This is a genomic window from Roseivirga misakiensis (assembly GCF_001747105.1).
GTDB classification, from domain to species: domain Bacteria; phylum Bacteroidota; class Bacteroidia; order Cytophagales; family Cyclobacteriaceae; genus Roseivirga; species Roseivirga misakiensis.
Map to the genome: position 1 here is coordinate 1475385 of NZ_MDGQ01000005.1, position 17567 is coordinate 1492951.

A 17567-nucleotide genomic window follows, 5' to 3' on the forward strand; every position below is an offset into this window, starting at 1 on the left:
GCTTCAGTTACTCAACCCTAAGGTTATCGATAGGATTAGTTTTAGCCGCTTTAAAAGTTTGATAAGCCACGGTTCCGAAAGCAATCAAAAGGGCTAAAACACCCGTTAAAGCAAAAATCCACCAAGACAGTGCTATGCGGTAGGCAAAACTAGCAAGCCATTCCTGCATCAGATAAAGCGAGATAGGCATAGCGATGATAAATGATAAACCAACCAACTGGATAAAGTCTTTGGAGAATAACCCTATAATGCTGGAAACAGATGCACCGAGTACTTTTCTAATACCGATTTCTTTGATTCGTTGTTCAGCAGAAAACATAGCCAGTCCTAATAACCCAAGACAAGAGATCAAAATGGCTAAAACTGCAAATACATTGGAAAGACTACTGATGACTTGCTCGTTTTTATAAAGCGCAGCGTACTCCAAATCCATGAACTGATAGTTCAGCGGGTAGTTAGGGTTTATTTCAGCAGAAACCTCCTCCAAGCTCCTTAACGCCGTAGTAGTTTGCCCAGGTAAGGATTTAATCATGATAATCCCAAAGGTTAAATCCTCCTTCACATCCACTATCAATGGTTTAATAGGTTCATGTAAAGAGTGCGTATGATAGTCTTTAAGAATCCCGATAATGCGTCCTTGCTTGTCCCAGGCCGAAATTCTTTTGCCTAAAGGACTCTCTAAACCCATTTCGGCAAGCGCAGTTTCATTAATCATAAAAGCAGCCGAATCAGTAGGGACATTTTTATCAAAACCACGACCGTCAACAACTTCAAGGTTCATCATTTTTAAAAAATCATAGCCGACAGAAGTGGGTTTAAAGCTCATTTGCCTTCCTTCTTCCATGCCTTCCCAAATAAACGGGCCTGCAATTTCAAAACCCATATCATGTGGTGCCTCACTGCTTCTATCTACCATGGCTATTCCAGGTTTTGTCAATAGCGCCTGTTTAAAAATCTTATATTTTTCTACTAAATCACCCTCTACACGTACATAAATGACATTTTCTTTGTCGTACCCAAGGTTCGCGTTTTTGATATAACTGGTTTGTTTTGATACGACTAATGTGGCTATCAAAAGTAGGATTGACAGGCTAAACTGGAATACGGCTAAGCCTTTTCTTAACAGCTGGGCAGAACGAGTAAACCGAGTCAACCCTTTTAGCACCTTGGAAGGCTTGAGCGAAGAGAGAAAAAGTGCGGGATAACAGCCCGATAGAAAACCCGCAGTCAAAATAAGGCCGAAAATAAATAACCAACCCTTAAGACTGTCAAAAGGTAAATACATAGCCTTATCAGTAAATGCATTGAACGCTGGAAGCACCAAATTGACAGCCACTAAAGACAATCCTGTCGCAATCGTAGTTAGAAATATGGATTCCCCTAAAAACTGACCCATTAAATAGGATTTGGTTGAACCGATTACTTTGCGAACACCAACTTCTTTGGCGCGTTTGAGTGACCTTGCCGTGGTTAGGTTTGTGAAATTGATGCAGGCAATAATTAGAATAAATACGGCCACACCACTAAAAATTCTCACGTACTCTATTCTGCCCTTAACAGGTTTTCCGTTTTCAAAACCAGACTTTAAATACCGATCTCCATAGGGCTGAATGCCAAGAGTAAGTTTTCCGAAGTTTTCATTATAAAATGGCTCATGGTATTTAGCTAGTTTTTTCTCAAACTCAATTGGATTTACATTTTCCTTTAACTGAATAAAAGTTGGCCATTTGTTATCAGAAGTAACTCCTGTGTTATCCTTTAAATTCTCCCAGCTGATCAGATAATCAAATTTCAATGAGCTTTTGGCATCTACATTTTTGAAAACAGCCTTAATAATTAGATCACGTGTGTTTTCATAGCGAATCGTTTGGCCGATCGCCTCTTGTGGTGAATCGAAATACAGTGAGGCCATATATTCAGAAATCACTACGCTATTGATTTCGGTTAAAGCATTTTCGCCATCACCAATAATGATATCATATGAAAACATTTTAAAGAAATCACCTCCAGCAATGGCTCCTTTGAGCTTATGGGATACATCACCTATCCTAAAGGTAGTAGGGTAGCCCCAAGGCAATTCATATGTAGTAGCATACGAACTAATGTATTTGATTTCAGGGAAGACAGGCTTTAGTTCATCAGCAAAAGTTCGGGGGTTATTAGCAAAGTCGTTGTAGAATTCGTACTCACTGATGTAGTAATTGCCAGTTACTTCACCCTGCAACTCTTTGGTGACGTACAGGCTGTACAGGTTTTTCTGATTTTCATGGAAATTATCGATGCTCCGCTCATCATTAACCCAAAGCATAATGAGTAAAAAAGAAGTGATGCCTAGAGCAAGGCCCATTACATTAATAAATGAAAATGCTTTATTCCTAAATAAATTACGACGTGCTGTGAGTAGATAATGGTTGAGCATAGTATAGAAATAGGTAGATGGTTTTGATTTATTTTTTCGTCGAAATGCAGTAACTCTAGCGTAGTAGAGTACTTCTCTAAAATATCGCCCATTTGCGCGAAATTGAGCCTTAGGATTCTCTGATGATAAATAGCGTTCGTGTAAATCACCGATAACTTCCTCTAACAAATGATCTGGACAAATCCATTCTATAATGCGATCCATCCACTTAGGAGGCGTGTTTTTCATGGAATAGCGTTGTTTGAGTTGATGATCTTTAATTAGTACTTAGGTTAGGGAGTGATTGAGGTCCCATGCTGCTCCAAAGGTTATCTCTAATGTCTTTTACACTATGAAGCATTTTACTGCCGAGCATAGTAACCGTAAACAATCGTTTACGTCTTCCGCCACGCGCTTTAGAAGCTTCTCCCATGGCAGATTCGAGATAACCTTTTTTCTCAAGTCGCTGTAGGGCTGAGTGAACGGCACCTGTGGTGATTGTTTTGCCAGTTTGTAATTCCAAGTGTTCTGCTACTGCCACGCTGTAAGCAGAAGGCGTAAGTACCGCCACACTGAGTAAAACTAGTTCTTCAAATTCGCCTAAATCACTTCTTCTCATAAGCTAAATTTTATTACATCTATTTCTGTATAACAAATGCTTTGCCAAAATCAGTAATCATTAATTACCTGTTATATAGGCTGTTTTGGCTATCACCAGTTCTACAGATACGTTCGGCTTTGTACACTTTATAAATTATAATCGGACAGGTTGGGAAGGGGATTAGTGAAAATTATTAAAGACTAATATCTAGATATCGACCAGGGCCAAAAGTGGAAATAGGAATTAGATTTTGATAGATTTTATAAATCTTTCAGCCGAAAAGAAGAGAGGATCGCCTCATTTTGGCTACCTTTATAAAAACAAACCCAAAACATTTATTTAATTAATGGCAAGATCGCAGAACACGTTCCAAAAGAAAGAAAGAGAAAAAAAGCGTTTGCAAAAGCGCAAAGAAAAAGAAATGAAAAAAGAGGAACGTAGAGCGAATGCCTCAGGTGGTGGGCTAGACGAAATGATGGCCTATGTAGATGAATTCGGTAACATCACCGATACTCCGCCAGATCCTCTAGCAAAAAAGAAAGAAATTAAAGCCTCAAGTATTGAAATAGGGGTTCCTAAGCAGGAAAAAGAAGATATGACTGCCGAACGAAGAGGGAAAGTTTCATTCTTCAACGAATCCAAAGGCTATGGTTTTATCAACCAAGATGGTACGCAAGAGAGATTCTTCGTCCACGTCAATGGATTGACTGAACCTGTACAAGAAGGGGATAAGGTTGGTTTTTTACTTGAAAAAGGTATGAAGGGAATGAATGCCGTTTCTGTACGTGTAATTCGATAATTCCTTTAAAAAATAACGACACACATTCCAATGTGGTTAAAGTACCGGAGACTATTCTTCGGTACTTTTTTCGTTTTCAGGGCTTTCAGATTCTTCGGTTGCCTCTGAAGAATCCTCCTCCTGTGCTACTCTTTCAGAAATCGAAACATTCAGATTAAACTGCTTATCTAGCTCGAAAGCGTAAGTGGCAGTCTGCATTAACTCATTAGCCTTAGCGGATTGTTTGATTACAGCGATAAAATCCTGAGCCACTAAAGAAGTCTTTGGAGCTACCAATGGAGCGCCTTGAAACATTTCTAATTTGAATGAATAAACAATGTTTTTCTTTGGAGCAAGGTCAGTAAACTCATGTTTCGACATCTGGTATTGCTGTGCCTCATTATCGGCATCCACCATAAGTTTTAACATGACAGGACGGTATTTTTTCCACAAAGGATAAAAGGCACTGGTCTGTAGTGTATCGTATCGCATAAATTAGTTTTTGGTATTTAAGGCTGTGTTAGTTTTAGTTTAAGTTCAGGGTTAACACAGACCCTATATCAAGTAATACCTTGAGTAAATTAACTATTGATTGTAAGAACAAGCCCCGATTACCTTTGAGAATTGCGGTATCTGAAATTTAACCGTTTTGCCTTGTTCAAGCTGCAAGTTATGAAAACCAATAGATAACTTGGCCTTGGAAGCCATTTGTTTTGCACACTTTACTTATATCTCCATTATGTAATCCATCCATTAAGATGAATTACGTTTGAAGATCAAGCACTAGAACTGCTTTTGTCGTGTAGGATTGAATTGATTTCCACCAAAATACAGTTGAATAATGCAGCCGATCGTATATTCCAGTCGGCCAGAAATAGATTAAACCTTCTTAAACCATAAATCTCTAATATAGTCGGTAAATAAATGGAAACCAGTTACTTGTCCTGACTCATTTAATTCAAACTTAATAGATCCAAAAGCCCAAGTAGACCCTTCGAAAAGATTTTGACTTACGGGTGTGAAAGAAACATTGCCATTGCGTATACTTTGAGCAACCAGTTGGCCATCAATTTCAAGGAACTCGTAAGTAGTATTCAGTTCTTCACAGACAAACGTTCCTTTAAATGAATGCAAATAATCCTCTCGATCATCTACTGGTTCATATGCCTCCAAAAGAATAGGGGCACTATCACCGATCATTAAATCAATAGACTTTTGTTCATTCTCTACATTAAACCGAAAGATGATCGCTTCATCTCCACCACTCATCATTTGAAAAGTATGCGGCGCTATAGGAAGCAAAGCTGTTGAATTCTCTGCCGACCTGACATATCTAAGCGTATCATTAATCAGGCTGATGTCTCTACCCACGACTCCAAGTTTGTCCCAATACGCACCAGTATAGGAAGAAAGCTCTTGCTCAGATAAATCGAGTGTTTCTAGTACATCAAAGGCAATTTCTGCAGGGTTTAAAAAGGAATCTTTGAGGAATAAATAGCAGGTGAACATGCCTAAATAGCCAGTATAAGGCTCACCAGCATTACTGAGAACAATAATTGTGAACTCATCATCGATAAACTTGAATATTGAACTAGTGTATCCACCAATAGACCCTGTTTGATATATATTCAAAATTCCCCTTTCCTTATGGAGAAATTGTTGCCCCAAGGTATGTCGTCCAAGAGGCGGGTCTATCGTTTGACCATTATTCATAACAGCAGCGCTATTCATTTGATCGAATATGGCCTTGCTACCTATTTTCGGATCAAGCATGTTGAGTTCCCATAAGCTCAAATCTGTACTAGAAGAAAATACATTGATGGCACCAATAAACGTATCAACGTTTTGAACTTCACTATAGCCATTTTCAACCTGCTGATAGGAAGTAGCCATATCGGGAATAACCATGCCGATAGTATCCAAAACAAAAGTATTATCCATGCCTAACGGGTCGAAAATCTCTTGATTACAGAATTCAGCAAAACTTAATCCTGACACCCTAGCTACTATTTCAGCTAAAAGAACAGTTTCGGTTTGAGTATTTGAATGATCGTCTCCAGGAATAAACCCTAAATCTTTCTGCGCAGAAATAATACGCAGAGCATCGCTGTGGGTAAAATGATCCTGCGGACGCCAACCCATTAATGATTTTAGAGTCCAAACATCATTCAAGCCACTAGTTGAAGATAACAAGTGATTGATAGTGATCGTGTGATCATAAACTCTCATCTCAGGGAGGTACTTTCGAATGTCATCCGTTAATTTTATTTCGCCTCTATCGGCTAAAAGAAACGTAGCAAATGCTGTGAATTGCTTAGACATTCCAGCCAGTTGAAAAGCAGTATTTGTAGTGTTAGGGCGATTTTCGGCAATATTAGCGAGGCCAAAAGCTTTGTTATATATGACTTCACCTTTATGAATAATAACGGCCGATCCACCCGGAGTATTAGGATTATTAGCCCAGTTGGAGAAGATCGAATCTATTTGTGATTCAGTTTGACTAAACGCTGATAAAGTCCAGAATAGGAGAAGTACGGATATTTTGATCGGATTTTTCATGTCGGCATTTTCAGCGAAAATATCTTCGCATTTGCACCCAATAGTTTATACCTATAATTCCGTGCTTCGGATTTATAAATCCATAGGCTCTGTTAGCCAGTCAAATTCCATAGATTAGTAAGAATTAATCAAGACTAACTATGACTGTTGAACAGGCAATTGCTAAACTTTCTAATGAAGTAGACGAAGAAAGTCTAGAGGCTTCAAATATCTTAGTCAAAGCAGGTGGTCAAGAAGTGCTGGGAGCAATGATTGATCTTTTGAAGCATGAAAATTCAGAGAATCGATTTATTGCAGCCAAAACTTTAGCGGGAATGTCCAATAATGACGAGGCGTTGGCTGCCTTGTGGGAAGCGATCGAACATCAAGACAACCAAGATATTAAAGGTGATTTGGTTTCTACGCTGCAAAGCTATGATATCAGTCATTACTATGTCAGCGTATTCAAACTCTATCTCTTTGGCTCGTTTAAGGTATCCAGAGTCGCCGAGAATTTACTGGATTATCAAGAATTCGATATTTCCGCTCGTGTCATCAAAAAAGCCAAGAAACATTGGTTGCATTACAGCAATAATGTCAAACAGGATGAGGTCTTCGACATAAAGAAGGCCGAAGTAGAGCAGCGGTTACGTGAACTACAAGACTATCTTGATGCTGAACAGCCCCAGCCATAAAACAACACTTGCAGAAATGTCAAGTGAATGACTAAATTATAAGACCTTAATTTACGACTACATGAAGAACCTGAATAGAAGAAGTTTCATTAAGAAATCGTCTCTATCCGCTGCTGGAATAGCCGCACTGGCCACCATACCCAGTTGTTCCGATGAGCAACAAGAACGAGCAGCCAATGCACAATATATGGGCGGTTTTGCTGCACCAAAATTGGAAACCATCAGAGTAGCATCCATTGGTGTTGGAGCCCGAGGACCTGGTCATTTGAGATTTCTTTCTAAACTGGAAGGCACCGAAATTGTCGCAATTTCCGACCTCTATGAGGATTTAGTCATGAAGGAAAAGAAGTACTGCGAAGACGTAGGAAAAGGACAGCGGCATACCAATATCGCTACATACTTCGGAGGTGAAGATAAATGGAAAGTGATGCTGGAAGAAGTAAAGCCAGACGTCGTATTTATCTGTACCAATTGGAAAAATCACGCGCCAATGGCTATTGAAGCCATGAAAAAAGGTGCACATGCTTTTGTAGAGGTGCCAATAGCCGTAACGCTTGAAGAAATGTGGGACATAGTCAACACTTCTGAAAGTACGCAGAAGCACTGCATGATGATGGAAAATGTGAACTACAGTCGCGATGAGTTGATGTTTCTAAATATGTGCAGGTTAGGGGTAATCGGTACTCCGTTACACGCCGAAGCAGCTTATATCCATGAACTCCGCTTTCAGATGGAAGAACAAGAAAGAGGAACAGGTTCATGGAGAACCCATCACTATGCAAAACGAAACGGAAATCTTTATCCGACTCACGGCTTAGGTCCAGTAGCGCAATACATGAACCTTGGCCGGACTGATGATACATTTAAGACATTGGTTTCTTTTTCTACACCTTCTATGGGAAGAGCCATGTATGCCGAAAAGAACTATCCATCGGATCATAAATGGAACCAACTAGAATATAAAGGAGGAGACCTGAACACTTCTATTATCAAAACAAACCTTGGCCGCACCATTATGGTACAGTGGGACGAGACCAGTCCGCGTCCATATTCGAGGCATAACCTCATTCAAGGTACTAAAGGCACATTGGCTGGTTTTCCAACGCGTGTAGCTTTAGAAGGAGGCGTAGAAGGTGCAACGAATAGTCACCATCAATGGGCACAAGGAGAAGGCTTAGCTGCTATGTATGAAAAGTACGATCATCCACTCTACAAAAGATTGAGCGCTGTTACGCGAGAAAGTGGCCACGGCGGAATGGACGGCCTAATGGTATATAGAATAGTGGAGTGCTTAAGAAATGGTCTACCGCTTGACCAAAATATGTACGAAGGTTGTTTTTGGAGTGCTGTAAGTCCATTAAGTGAAGCTTCTGTGGCAAACGGAGGTGCACCCCAAGCATTCCCTGACTTTACGCGTGGGAGTTGGGAAACTACTGACCCATTAAATATTATTGCTTAAAATCTGTCCTATGAAATTGAAATTTGAAGTGCTAATTGTACTGTTAGCCATATCCCTAGTGGGCTGTATGTCCCAGTCAAATACCATCACACTTTTTAATGGTCAAAATCTTGACGGCTGGACTAATCATGGAGAGGAAAAATGGTATGTGGAAAATGGTGAATTGGTTTGCGAAAGCGGCCCCAGTGCTCAATATGGATACCTTTCTACTAACGAGTTCTACGATGATTTTGAACTTAACCTGGAGTTTCTTCAAGAATCTAATGGCAATAGCGGTGTATTTATTAGGAGTACTGTAGAGGGCACTAAAGTAAGTGGTTGGCAGGTAGAAGTTGCCCCACCTGGCAGTAATACAGGAGGAATCTATGAATCTTATGGTAGAGGTTGGCTCATTCAGCCAGCACCAGAAAAGGATAAGGCCTTAAAAATGGGCGAATGGAATAAAATGAAAATAAGAGTAGTAGGCGATCAGATTACTACATGGCTTAACGGAAAAGAAATGATCACACTGGAAGATGAAAAAATCGGCCAAGGAAAGGGTTCAGTAGCCTTACAAATACATGATGGTGGTGGAATAAAAGTGCGGTGGAGAAATTTAGAATTAACACCTATCAACGCTGAAAAATAGAAGACATGAGTAGAATAATGATTAAACGCTTCGGAATCACCTTTTTTAGTGCTGCCTTATTAGGCTTTTTAGGCTGTCAGGCCACTTCGGAAAATCAGGAAGATGATTGGATCTATTTGTTTGATGGCACATCTACAGAGGGTTGGCGCGCTTATAATGGCGATAAATTACCCGAACAATGGGTTATAAAAGATGGTGCCCTGACCTTTGACACAGAGAAAAAGCTAGAATCAGAGCATAGCGGTGGTAAAGACATAATTTACGGTGCCGAAGAATTCGATAATTTCGAATTGTATCTTGAGTGGAAACTACCCCCTGGAGGCAATAGTGGCGTTTTTTATCATTTAAAAGAAGGTTATTCAGGTCCTCCAGAAGTTTCTCCAGAATATCAATTGCTTGATGACTTACAATGGGAAGAAATCAATAATGCGACATTAGCCGAATGGCAAAAAACAGCGGCAGATTATGCCATGCACACGCCAGATAATAAGGTGAAAATTGTCAAACCAGCTGGCGAATGGAATACCACAAGAATCAAGTTTACACCAGAATTAGTGGAACACTGGCTCAATGGAAAGAAAGTGCTATCATTTAAGCCATGGACAGAGGATTGGTATGAGCGAAAAGCTGCTGGTAAGTGGAAAGACTATCCTGACTATGCCAAATTCAAAACTGGGTATATTGGACTCCAAGATCACGATAGCCCACTTTGGTTCAAGAACATTAAAATCCGCAAACTGTAAACCTTCCTAAAAATGAATAAGAGAGAATTCTTAAAAAGCGCAGCAATTCTTACCTCAGCATCAGTTTTACCTACTTCGATATGGAAATACGCCAAGGCCGACAAATTAAGAACTGCCCACATTGGTGTTGGAGGTATGGGAATGGAAGATTTAAAGTCTATTTCGTCGCACGAAGCAGTGGAAGTTACTGCCCTCTGTGATGTAGACGCTAAGAATCTTGCGGTGGCACAAAAAAGGCACCCGAATGCTAAGGTATTTGCAGATTACCGTGAAATGCTAAAGGAAATGGGCGATCAGATTGATGCGGTAATCGTATCTACGCCAGATCATACCCATGCACCAGCCTCCATCATGGCTATGGAAATGAATAAACCTGTTTATTGTCAAAAACCACTGACACATCATGTTTCAGAAGCTCGCGCCATGCGAAAAATGGCTGAAGAAAAGAACTTAATTACGCAAATGGGTATTCAAGTTCACTCGTTTTATGACTATAAACTAGCCACACTTTTAATCCAAGCTGGGATCATAGGGAAAGTAAAGACGGTAAGAGCTTGGTCTCCAAAGAACTGGGGTTACGACGGCCCTGCTCCCGAAGGAGCTGACCAAGTACCAGATCATTTGAATTGGGATTTATGGTTGGGCACAGCCAAAGAACGTGCTTACAAGGAGAACATGTATCACCCTGGTAATTGGCGTAAAATTTTAGACTACGGATGTGGTACATTGGGAGATATGGGCGTACACATTTTTGATACACCTTATAATGCCTTGGCCTTGGATATACCGCTTACTATCCAAAATAAGTGCCGTAAACCAACTGGTTTTGGCTTTCCAGAAAATAACACGGTTACCTATAAATTCCCAGGGACCAAATACACCGATAAATATTTGAAATGGGTTTGGTATGATGGTGTAGATGCGCCAAAAAAACACAAAGACCTGCGTTTACCTGATAAAGAATCACTACCAGATCAAGGCGCCATGTTTATAGGTGAGAAAGGAAGACTCTTATTGCCTCATTTTATGCAATTGCCAAGGTTAATCGTCAAGGGTAAATATCAGGATATCGATATGAACATCATACCTAAGGCCGATCGTTTGGGTGAGCCAGTAAGAGATTATGGACCTGAAGGTGAAAAGCATTATCATCAGTTTGTCGATGCCTGCCTTGGAAAAGGAGAGTGCACAGCGCCTTTTACATATTCCGCTAGGTTGACAGAAACCATTCTGTTGGGTGTAATTGCCGGTAGATTCCCGAACAAAAAACTGCACTGGAATAATGAAACGTCTCTTTTTGACGAAAAGGAAGCCAATGAATTTTTGAATTCTCCTTACAGAGAGTTCTAGAAAAATAAATAGTTTAGAATATCCAGAAACATCCTAATGAACATGATTTAGGATGTTTTTTTATGCGTCAAAAAGCCTAAAATTTGATTTTCAAGGCATCGAACAAATGACTCATGGTCCATGCGGGACCGATCATTAAAAACTGTACATCTTTTAGAAAGGAAGGTTTTTTACCCTCATGTTTATGCCCAATGAATTGTACTATCCAAGCAATTACAAAAATGGCCAACATAACGATCCACAAAGGCGCTATATCTAACAAGACCACCTGTTGGATAGCCAAAAGAACCAATGTTGAAAACACGAGCATACTCAAGAACAAAATCACTGAAAGTCTTAGATAATAAACCAGACCCAGTACAATTATTACACTTCCTACATGAGCAAAAGGTCTAAAACTTTCAGGAAGAATATCTTGAACTGCCGCAGGTAAAGCAATTCCTGCGAATAGGCCAATTAAGCTCAAAAATATCGCTGGTACGCAGAAATAGTGTACAATTCGATTAAACTTAGTCTGATGGCTCTCGCCATATTCCCCTAAAAGTTGGTCAATTTTTCGCATAACAGAGTTTAAAATTTATCTGTGAGTCTATTCACAATACTGATTTAGTGAAAATCTATTAATCATACAAATTCCAAAATAATTCGAAGAGGGGGTTGGGTGTATCCCATAAGACTTCGTCATCTCAACAACAATGATCAAAAGTATTGGACTTGAATACTAAGACGGAAAAGTTCAATGTTTCACTAAAACTAAGAACAATGAAGAAGGCAAAATTAACTTTACTCTCCCTAATCATGTCATTAGCTTTTGTTATACAAGGCTGTAACAATGACGAAGAAATAATTGATGGAATTGACGATTCTCAAAGCGAGGATATTTCTATAACTGGCAACGGTATTGCTCATGAATGGACGGACTTAATGTTACGGCTAGAACAATATTCACAAGGAAGGCCTAATGGCTCGGCCAGAGCACTTGCGTACATCTACCTGACGGCTTATGAGACCGCTGTTCCCGGAATGGAAAATTACATTTCTAATGACGCTAGACTCAGAGGACTAAGAATTAGAGATAGCGAAAGAGCAGATGAGGTGAATTTCCAGATTGCCCTAAATACTGCTTTTTCAAGAGCCATTGATCACTTTCTGATCAAGGTGCCTGAAAATTTGACGAGTGAGATCGAAGTACTTGAAACCGAAATTGAGGGGCAACTTTCAGCTGATGTTTCAGAAGAGTTGCTGTTGGCTTCGCAGGAGTGGGGTAATTATGTAGCAGACCAAGTCATCTCTTACAGCCTAAGCGATGATGACGCCGAGGAGCAAATATTAGATCCACAACCTACGTCATATGAACCACCGACCGGTGATGGATTCTGGACTTACTCGGCTGAGCCAGAGCGTGCTTTATACCCCTATTGGGGAGAAACTGTAAGGACTTTTGTCATAAAGCCAGATGAAACTACCACCGTAGCTCCAATTGAATACAGTGAAGACGAGGGGAGTGATTACTATGCCCAGATGATGGAAGTTTATACGGTAAACAATGCCGCTAGAGCAGATCAGGGAGAACAACTTTGGATAGCAGAGTTTTGGAGTGATGATGTGGAAGGCCTTATGATCAGCCCACCGGCTAGGCAATTTGCCATCGCTAATCAGCTTATCGTGCAATATGATTTGTCTCTAGATGAAACGCTTGCGCTGTATTTAAAACTTGGTTTTTCATTAAATGATGCGGCAGTTTCGGCTTGGAAATACAAATATGACTACATGGTCATGAGACCAAACGTTTATATCCACGAGTTTATCGATGAAGACTTCCAAACTAATTTGTTTAGGCTTGTCGATTGGCCAAATCCTAGCTTTCCGGGTTATCCTTCAGGTCATTCTACGTTCGCTTCTGCAGCTGCAGGACTATTTATCGATGCATTTGGCGACGCTACAAGCTTTACGGATAGAACCCATGAAGGAAGAACGGAATTTCAAAGTGAACCAAGAACCTTCTCTACATTTTCACATATGGCCTATGAAAATGCTTTTTCAAGGGTACCATTAGGTGTTCACGTAAGTATGGATTGTGAAGAAGGCCTAAGACTAGGTTATGAAATTTCAGATGCAGTAAACAATTGGAACTTATTGTCGGATAGTTTTTAGTAGGAGGTAAGAACAGTTTCAGTCTATTTGCTCAAGGTGATTATTTTTCGACGAGATAATCGCTTTGAGCATTTAAATTTCAACCAAGAGCCAAACTAAGTCGCTGGTTCAATATCTCCATTCTGAGAAAGCATGATCGCGACACGCTTAGTTTTTGGAAACTGAGAAAACACGATCACCATAACGACTGTAATTGGTGTACTTAAAAGCATACCCGTTATACCCCAAATTTGGCCCCAAACGATCAAAGCTAAAATTGTCACTAATGGGCTTAGATTAAGTGAATTACCCATCACTTTAGGCTCAATCACATTTCCTATGACCCATTCTATAACACCTAAACCGACAAGAATAATGAGGAAAGGGGTGAATTCGCCAAACTGCATGAGACTAAATACCGCCGGAAAGAGTGTGGCAACAAGCGACCCGATCGTTGGGATATAATTTAACAGGAACATTAACAGGGCCCAGAAAAAGGGCGAATCAACACCCATGATCGCTAAAAACACATAGCCAACAACTCCCGTGAGTAAACTGACATAGGTTTTAAGCCTAATATAGTCGCCGAAAGAAGTGCTGATTCTGTTTAAGATGTTCATGGCACGAGACTCTTCATCTGGCGTCGTAAACATTTTGGTAAGCTTGTTTTTGAAGCTAGCTTCTTCTGAAAACATAAACGCCGCATAGACTAATATGATGATGGCATCTCCCAAAATACCCGAAATAGAACTTGCTATACCACTCAAGGTATCGCCGTAATCGAAGCCTTCTTGTGCCGTGTTAAATTGTTCTTGAATATTTATACTGAAAGTTTCATTGACCTTATCTAAGAGACTGTTAATGTTTACTTTATAACTTTCATAGGAGATTAATAAAGAATCAATACTACTGGTAATCAATTTCGATAAACCAGCAAAGCCGACTACCAAGATTACAAAGACGAGAACGTTAACCATGGTGGTATTTAGCTTCTGTCCAACAACTGGAATCTTTCTAGCGAGTTGTTTCATAGAAGTACCGAGGTACCAGAGAATTACACCGAAGACTAAAGGGATTAATATACTTTCGGCATAAATCAGTAAGGCGAGAACGCCTGCTAAACCGATAGCACTATAGGCTAACTTTTTCATAGATCAATAATAAGCAATTAGCTACAATTTAATCGCCAATACGCGCTATTGAAAAGACGTTTTGGTTGATTTCATTTTTTTTACGATAGCTGTGCAACCATTCTTTCCTTCTAAAGTCTATACATAGAATAACAAAGTATATAGAAAATCATGATATCTAAAAACCTCACTGCAGCCTCAACAAGACCAATTATTCTTGGGGTATTAAAACAAGGGAGTAGCTATGGCTACTTAATCATCAAGAAGATCAAAGAGTTATCAAATGGGACTATGAAATGGTCGGATGGAATGCTTTACCCCGTTTTGCATAAACTCGAAAAGGAAGGGTTCATTCGATCGGAGTGGATAATGGCCGATAATTCAAGGCCAAGGAAATACTATCATATCACGGAAAAGGGGAAACAAGAACTCTTATTGGAGCAGCAGCAATGGACACAGGTCAACTCATTGCTAGAGCAGGTTTGGGGAATAGCGCCATCGAAATGAGCAGTTTTAATCTCGAACGATCAATCAAACTTTGGTTAAAGGAATTTCGGAAGCACCGTGCATTTCATGAAGGGGCTATCCGAGAAATGGAGTTACATCTGCGAGATCATATTGATGATTTAATAGCGGATGGGAAAAGCGAGGAAGCCGCTTTTAATCATGCCGTTGAGCAATTTGGGGATATTAAACCCATGGCTCAAGAAGCTTACAGGAGTCAAAGACCAATATCAAACAATCAATTTATCAATACCACCATGCTCAAAAATTATCTTAAAATAGCCTTCAGGAATTTCGTCAAGCACAAATTCTATTCATTTGTCAATGTATTTGGTCTTACAGCCGGTCTTTCCATTGTACTACTCATTGGCTTATTCGTAAATGATGAACTAAGTTTCGACGAGTTCCATGAACACAAAAATGAGCTTTACCGTGTGGTAGAGAACCAATATTATGCAGGTGAGCCTGTATTTCCAGTAGCCGTTACGCCGTATGCATTGGGTCCATCTTTGAAAACAGATTATCCAGAGGTAGAGAAATTCACTAGAATAGTTTTTGAGGACTTTATCTTCGAACAGGATGGGCGTGAAATCATCGAATATGATGGAATTAGGGTAGACGAAGACTTTTTCGATATGTTTAGCTTCGAAGTTTTGACTGGTAGTGTTAAAGACTTCAAAGCGAATCTAAACACCTTAATTCTTACCGAAACTTTGGCTAAAAAGTATTTTACCGATCAAAATCCAATTGGTAAAGGGCTCAAGTTAGACGGGGAAGAATTCATTGTATCTGCCGTAATCGCAGATGTCCCCAAAAATTCGCATTTGGATTTCTACTATATCGTAAACATTGAGAAGATTATCTCAGAAGACCCAGAGCGTGGTAGTAACTGGGATAGTAATACGCTTTATACTTATGTCCAACTGGGCGAAGGAACCAATTTAGAGCATATCAATGATAAGGTCATTGGCCATATTAAAAAGAACAATGAGGGTTCGGTGGTTGATATATACCTTCAGCCCCTCACAGATATTTACTTAGGTACCGTTGATTTTGTAGTTGAAGTTCAGCGTAAAGGTACCTTGCTTTATGTTCAGACTTTCTCTGTTGTTGCAATTTTCATATTGATTATTTCATGCATCAACTTTATGAACTTGTCAACCGCAAAATCGGAGAAAAGGGCAAAAGAAGTTGGTTTAAGAAAAACTATCGGTGCACGTAAAGAACAGTTGATCTTTCAGTTTCTGAGTGAGTCTGTCTTGCTGTCTATAATTGCAGTAATGCTATCTATTGGGGTTGTCGCACTTTTGCTCCCTACTTTCAATGCGCTAACAAATAAGGAATTCGACCTAGTGGCGATAGCTCAGGATGGCTCTGTAGGGTTAATACTGTTGGGAATCTTCGGAGTCGCTTTTTTTACTGGGATAGTTTCCGGGAGTTATCCTGCGCTGTTTTTAAGTTCAATAAAACCTATTTTAACCCTAAATACACAGTCGATTTCGGTCAAGCAGGGTGCTGGTTTTAGGAAAGTCTTAGTTGTTTTTCAGTTTGCCATCTCTGTAATTCTAATCATCGGAACACTGACAGTTTATAAACAATTGAGCTTTATTCAAGGGGCAGATTTGGGTTATGACCGAGATAATACAATGTATTTGCCAGTCGATCCTGCCAAGGCACAGTTATTTGCTGATGAGGTAAGAAATCAACCAGGAATTGTTGGTGTTGGAGTTTCAAATCGTCATCCAAACCGTGTCTATTCAAGTTCTGCTGGATTTAATTGGCCAGGTAAAAATCAAGATGAAACCGTTTTGATCCATTTTATGGGTATGGACCATAACTATGTGAAAACAATGGATATGACCATTTTAGAAGGCAGGGACTTTCTGTACACCGATACCGCTGCGGTTTTGATTAACGAGAAGGCAAAAGCACTCATGGGCATGGATGATCCAGTTGGCAAAACGATGAGTGCCTATGGCGATAGACGCATCGTAGGTGTGATTAAGGACTTTAATTTTAAATCAATTCATACCGAAATTGAACCTTTGGTGATTTTGCATAGAAAGGATCTTGGGTTGGCATTAATCAAATATGAAGACGCTTATGCTGGAGACGTCATTAAAACAGTAGAGAAAAAATGGGGAGAGGTTTTCCCTAGTAAATCCTTTAATTATGGTTTTCTGGAACAAGATTTTAGTGAGCTATACGTGGCAGAAGAACGCACAAAAAAGCTTTCTACTTATTTTGCGGTTTTAGCGATTATAATTTCCTGCATGGGGCTTTTTGGACTAGTTTCTTATGCTGTAGAGCAGCGAAAGAAGGAGGTAGGTATTCGAAAAGTGCTTGGGGCATCAGTAGCCAAGCTTTTTCTATTGATGACCAATGATTTCGCTAAGCTGGTACTAATTTCATTGGCAGTTTCGATACCTGTGGGTAGGTACGCTATGTCTTTATGGTTAGAAGGGTTCGCTTATCGCATCGAATTATCGGCCGAGACGTATATCTTATCAGGTCTAATCGCTTTGGCCATAACCATCCTCACGGTGAGTTATCAGTCCATTAGAGCTGCTACAAATAACCCAGTGACCACTTTAAGAAATGAGTAATAAA

The 17567-nt window shown here is 39.8% G+C and carries 15 protein-coding genes; 9 read left to right on the forward strand and 6 right to left on the reverse strand.

What is annotated here, in order from left to right:
- Positions 1–7 precede the first annotated feature (7 nt).
- Both BFP71_RS14000 and BFP71_RS14005 read right to left on the reverse strand, forming a co-directional pair.
- Positions 8–2647: an FtsX-like permease family protein gene (locus tag BFP71_RS14000; protein WP_088125040.1), complete on the reverse strand. Its 2640-nt coding sequence runs from the start codon at positions 2645–2647 to the stop codon at positions 8–10.
- Between the two features lie 28 nt (positions 2648–2675).
- Entirely contained in the window at positions 2676–3017 is a 342-nt protein-coding gene (locus tag BFP71_RS14005; protein ID WP_069836078.1) for a PadR family transcriptional regulator, read from the reverse strand.
- Between the two features lie 328 nt (positions 3018–3345).
- Here BFP71_RS14005 and BFP71_RS14010 point away from each other — a divergent pair, with 328 nt between their 5' ends.
- Entirely contained in the window at positions 3346–3798 is a 453-nt protein-coding gene (locus BFP71_RS14010) for a cold-shock protein (protein WP_069836079.1), read from the forward strand.
- 51 nt (positions 3799–3849) lie between these two features.
- On the opposite strand, the gene BFP71_RS14015 is transcribed toward BFP71_RS14010, so the two are convergent.
- Together BFP71_RS14015 and BFP71_RS14020 are read right to left on the reverse strand one after the other, a co-directional pair.
- Complete coding sequence (locus tag BFP71_RS14015; RefSeq protein WP_141719770.1) at positions 3850–4269, reverse strand: hypothetical protein; 420 nt, start codon at positions 4267–4269, stop codon at positions 3850–3852.
- 387 nt (positions 4270–4656) lie between these two features.
- On the reverse strand, positions 4657–6336 hold the full coding sequence (locus BFP71_RS14020) for a serine hydrolase domain-containing protein (RefSeq protein WP_069836081.1): 1680 nt from the start codon (positions 6334–6336) through the stop codon (positions 4657–4659).
- A gap of 140 nt (positions 6337–6476) precedes the next feature.
- On the opposite strand from BFP71_RS14020, the gene BFP71_RS14025 reads away from it, so the two are divergent.
- The 5 genes from BFP71_RS14025 (at position 6477) to BFP71_RS14045 (ending at position 11190) form a co-directional block, all read left to right on the forward strand.
- Positions 6477–7010 (forward strand): HEAT repeat domain-containing protein, encoded by a 534-nt coding sequence (locus tag BFP71_RS14025; RefSeq protein ID WP_069836082.1) that lies wholly within the window; start codon positions 6477–6479, stop codon positions 7008–7010.
- Between the two features lie 61 nt (positions 7011–7071).
- Positions 7072–8469, forward strand: a complete 1398-nt coding sequence (locus BFP71_RS14030; RefSeq protein ID WP_069836083.1) for a Gfo/Idh/MocA family protein — start codon at positions 7072–7074, stop codon at positions 8467–8469.
- Positions 8470–8479: 10 nt separating this feature from the next.
- Positions 8480–9097: a 3-keto-disaccharide hydrolase gene (locus BFP71_RS14035; protein WP_069836084.1), complete on the forward strand. Its 618-nt coding sequence runs from the start codon at positions 8480–8482 to the stop codon at positions 9095–9097.
- Between the two features lie 5 nt (positions 9098–9102).
- On the forward strand, positions 9103–9840 hold the full coding sequence (locus BFP71_RS14040) for a 3-keto-disaccharide hydrolase (RefSeq protein ID WP_222843487.1): 738 nt from the start codon (positions 9103–9105) through the stop codon (positions 9838–9840).
- A 12-nt stretch (positions 9841–9852) separates the two neighbouring features.
- The gene (locus BFP71_RS14045; protein ID WP_069836085.1) at positions 9853–11190 is read left to right on the forward strand and encodes a Gfo/Idh/MocA family protein; all 1338 of its coding nucleotides are present in this window, start codon (positions 9853–9855) and stop codon (positions 11188–11190) included.
- A gap of 76 nt (positions 11191–11266) precedes the next feature.
- Here the strand turns inward: BFP71_RS14045 and BFP71_RS14050 are convergent, their stop codons facing one another.
- Entirely contained in the window at positions 11267–11752 is a 486-nt protein-coding gene (locus BFP71_RS14050) for an Mpo1 family 2-hydroxy fatty acid dioxygenase (protein WP_069836086.1), read from the reverse strand.
- 200 nt (positions 11753–11952) lie between these two features.
- On the opposite strand from BFP71_RS14050, the gene BFP71_RS14055 reads away from it, so the two are divergent.
- Positions 11953–13344, forward strand: a complete 1392-nt coding sequence (locus BFP71_RS14055) for a vanadium-dependent haloperoxidase (RefSeq protein ID WP_141719771.1) — start codon at positions 11953–11955, stop codon at positions 13342–13344.
- A 95-nt stretch (positions 13345–13439) separates the two neighbouring features.
- Here BFP71_RS14055 and BFP71_RS14060 read toward each other — a convergent pair whose 3' ends face one another.
- Positions 13440–14474, reverse strand: a complete 1035-nt coding sequence (locus BFP71_RS14060) for an AI-2E family transporter (protein ID WP_069836088.1) — start codon at positions 14472–14474, stop codon at positions 13440–13442.
- A gap of 150 nt (positions 14475–14624) precedes the next feature.
- Between BFP71_RS14060 and BFP71_RS14065 the strand changes: the two genes are divergently transcribed.
- Together BFP71_RS14065 and BFP71_RS14070 are read left to right on the forward strand one after the other, a co-directional pair.
- A complete protein-coding gene (locus BFP71_RS14065) occupies positions 14625–14960 on the forward strand; it encodes a PadR family transcriptional regulator (protein WP_176723372.1) in 336 nt (111 codons plus the stop codon).
- A complete protein-coding gene (locus tag BFP71_RS14070; RefSeq protein ID WP_088125042.1) occupies positions 14903–17563 on the forward strand; it encodes an FtsX-like permease family protein in 2661 nt (886 codons plus the stop codon). Before BFP71_RS14065 ends, BFP71_RS14070 begins: the two co-directional genes overlap by 58 nt.
- The last annotated feature ends 4 nt before the right edge of the window (positions 17564–17567 follow it).

Coding starts and splice junctions, on each gene's coding strand:
- BFP71_RS14060 (WP_069836088.1), bottom strand. CDS start 14,474: ATGAAAAAGTTAGCCTATAGTGCTATCGGTTTAGCAGGCGTTCTCGCC.
- BFP71_RS14035 (WP_069836084.1), top strand. CDS start 8,480: ATGAAATTGAAATTTGAAGTGCTAATTGTACTGTTAGCCATATCCCTA.
- BFP71_RS14055 (WP_141719771.1), top strand. CDS start 11,953: ATGAAGAAGGCAAAATTAACTTTACTCTCCCTAATCATGTCATTAGCT.
- BFP71_RS14045 (WP_069836085.1), top strand. CDS start 9,853: ATGAATAAGAGAGAATTCTTAAAAAGCGCAGCAATTCTTACCTCAGCA.
- BFP71_RS14005 (WP_069836078.1), bottom strand. CDS start 3,017: ATGAGAAGAAGTGATTTAGGCGAATTTGAAGAACTAGTTTTACTCAGT.
- BFP71_RS14010 (WP_069836079.1), top strand. CDS start 3,346: ATGGCAAGATCGCAGAACACGTTCCAAAAGAAAGAAAGAGAAAAAAAG.
- BFP71_RS14065 (WP_176723372.1), top strand. CDS start 14,625: ATGATATCTAAAAACCTCACTGCAGCCTCAACAAGACCAATTATTCTT.
- BFP71_RS14015 (WP_141719770.1), bottom strand. CDS start 4,269: ATGCGATACGATACACTACAGACCAGTGCCTTTTATCCTTTGTGGAAA.
- BFP71_RS14050 (WP_069836086.1), bottom strand. CDS start 11,752: ATGCGAAAAATTGACCAACTTTTAGGGGAATATGGCGAGAGCCATCAG.
- BFP71_RS14025 (WP_069836082.1), top strand. CDS start 6,477: ATGACTGTTGAACAGGCAATTGCTAAACTTTCTAATGAAGTAGACGAA.
- BFP71_RS14000 (WP_088125040.1), bottom strand. CDS start 2,647: ATGAAAAACACGCCTCCTAAGTGGATGGATCGCATTATAGAATGGATT.
- BFP71_RS14030 (WP_069836083.1), top strand. CDS start 7,072: ATGAAGAACCTGAATAGAAGAAGTTTCATTAAGAAATCGTCTCTATCC.
- BFP71_RS14040 (WP_222843487.1), top strand. CDS start 9,103: ATGAGTAGAATAATGATTAAACGCTTCGGAATCACCTTTTTTAGTGCT.
- BFP71_RS14020 (WP_069836081.1), bottom strand. CDS start 6,336: ATGAAAAATCCGATCAAAATATCCGTACTTCTCCTATTCTGGACTTTA.
- BFP71_RS14070 (WP_088125042.1), top strand. CDS start 14,903: ATGGACACAGGTCAACTCATTGCTAGAGCAGGTTTGGGGAATAGCGCC.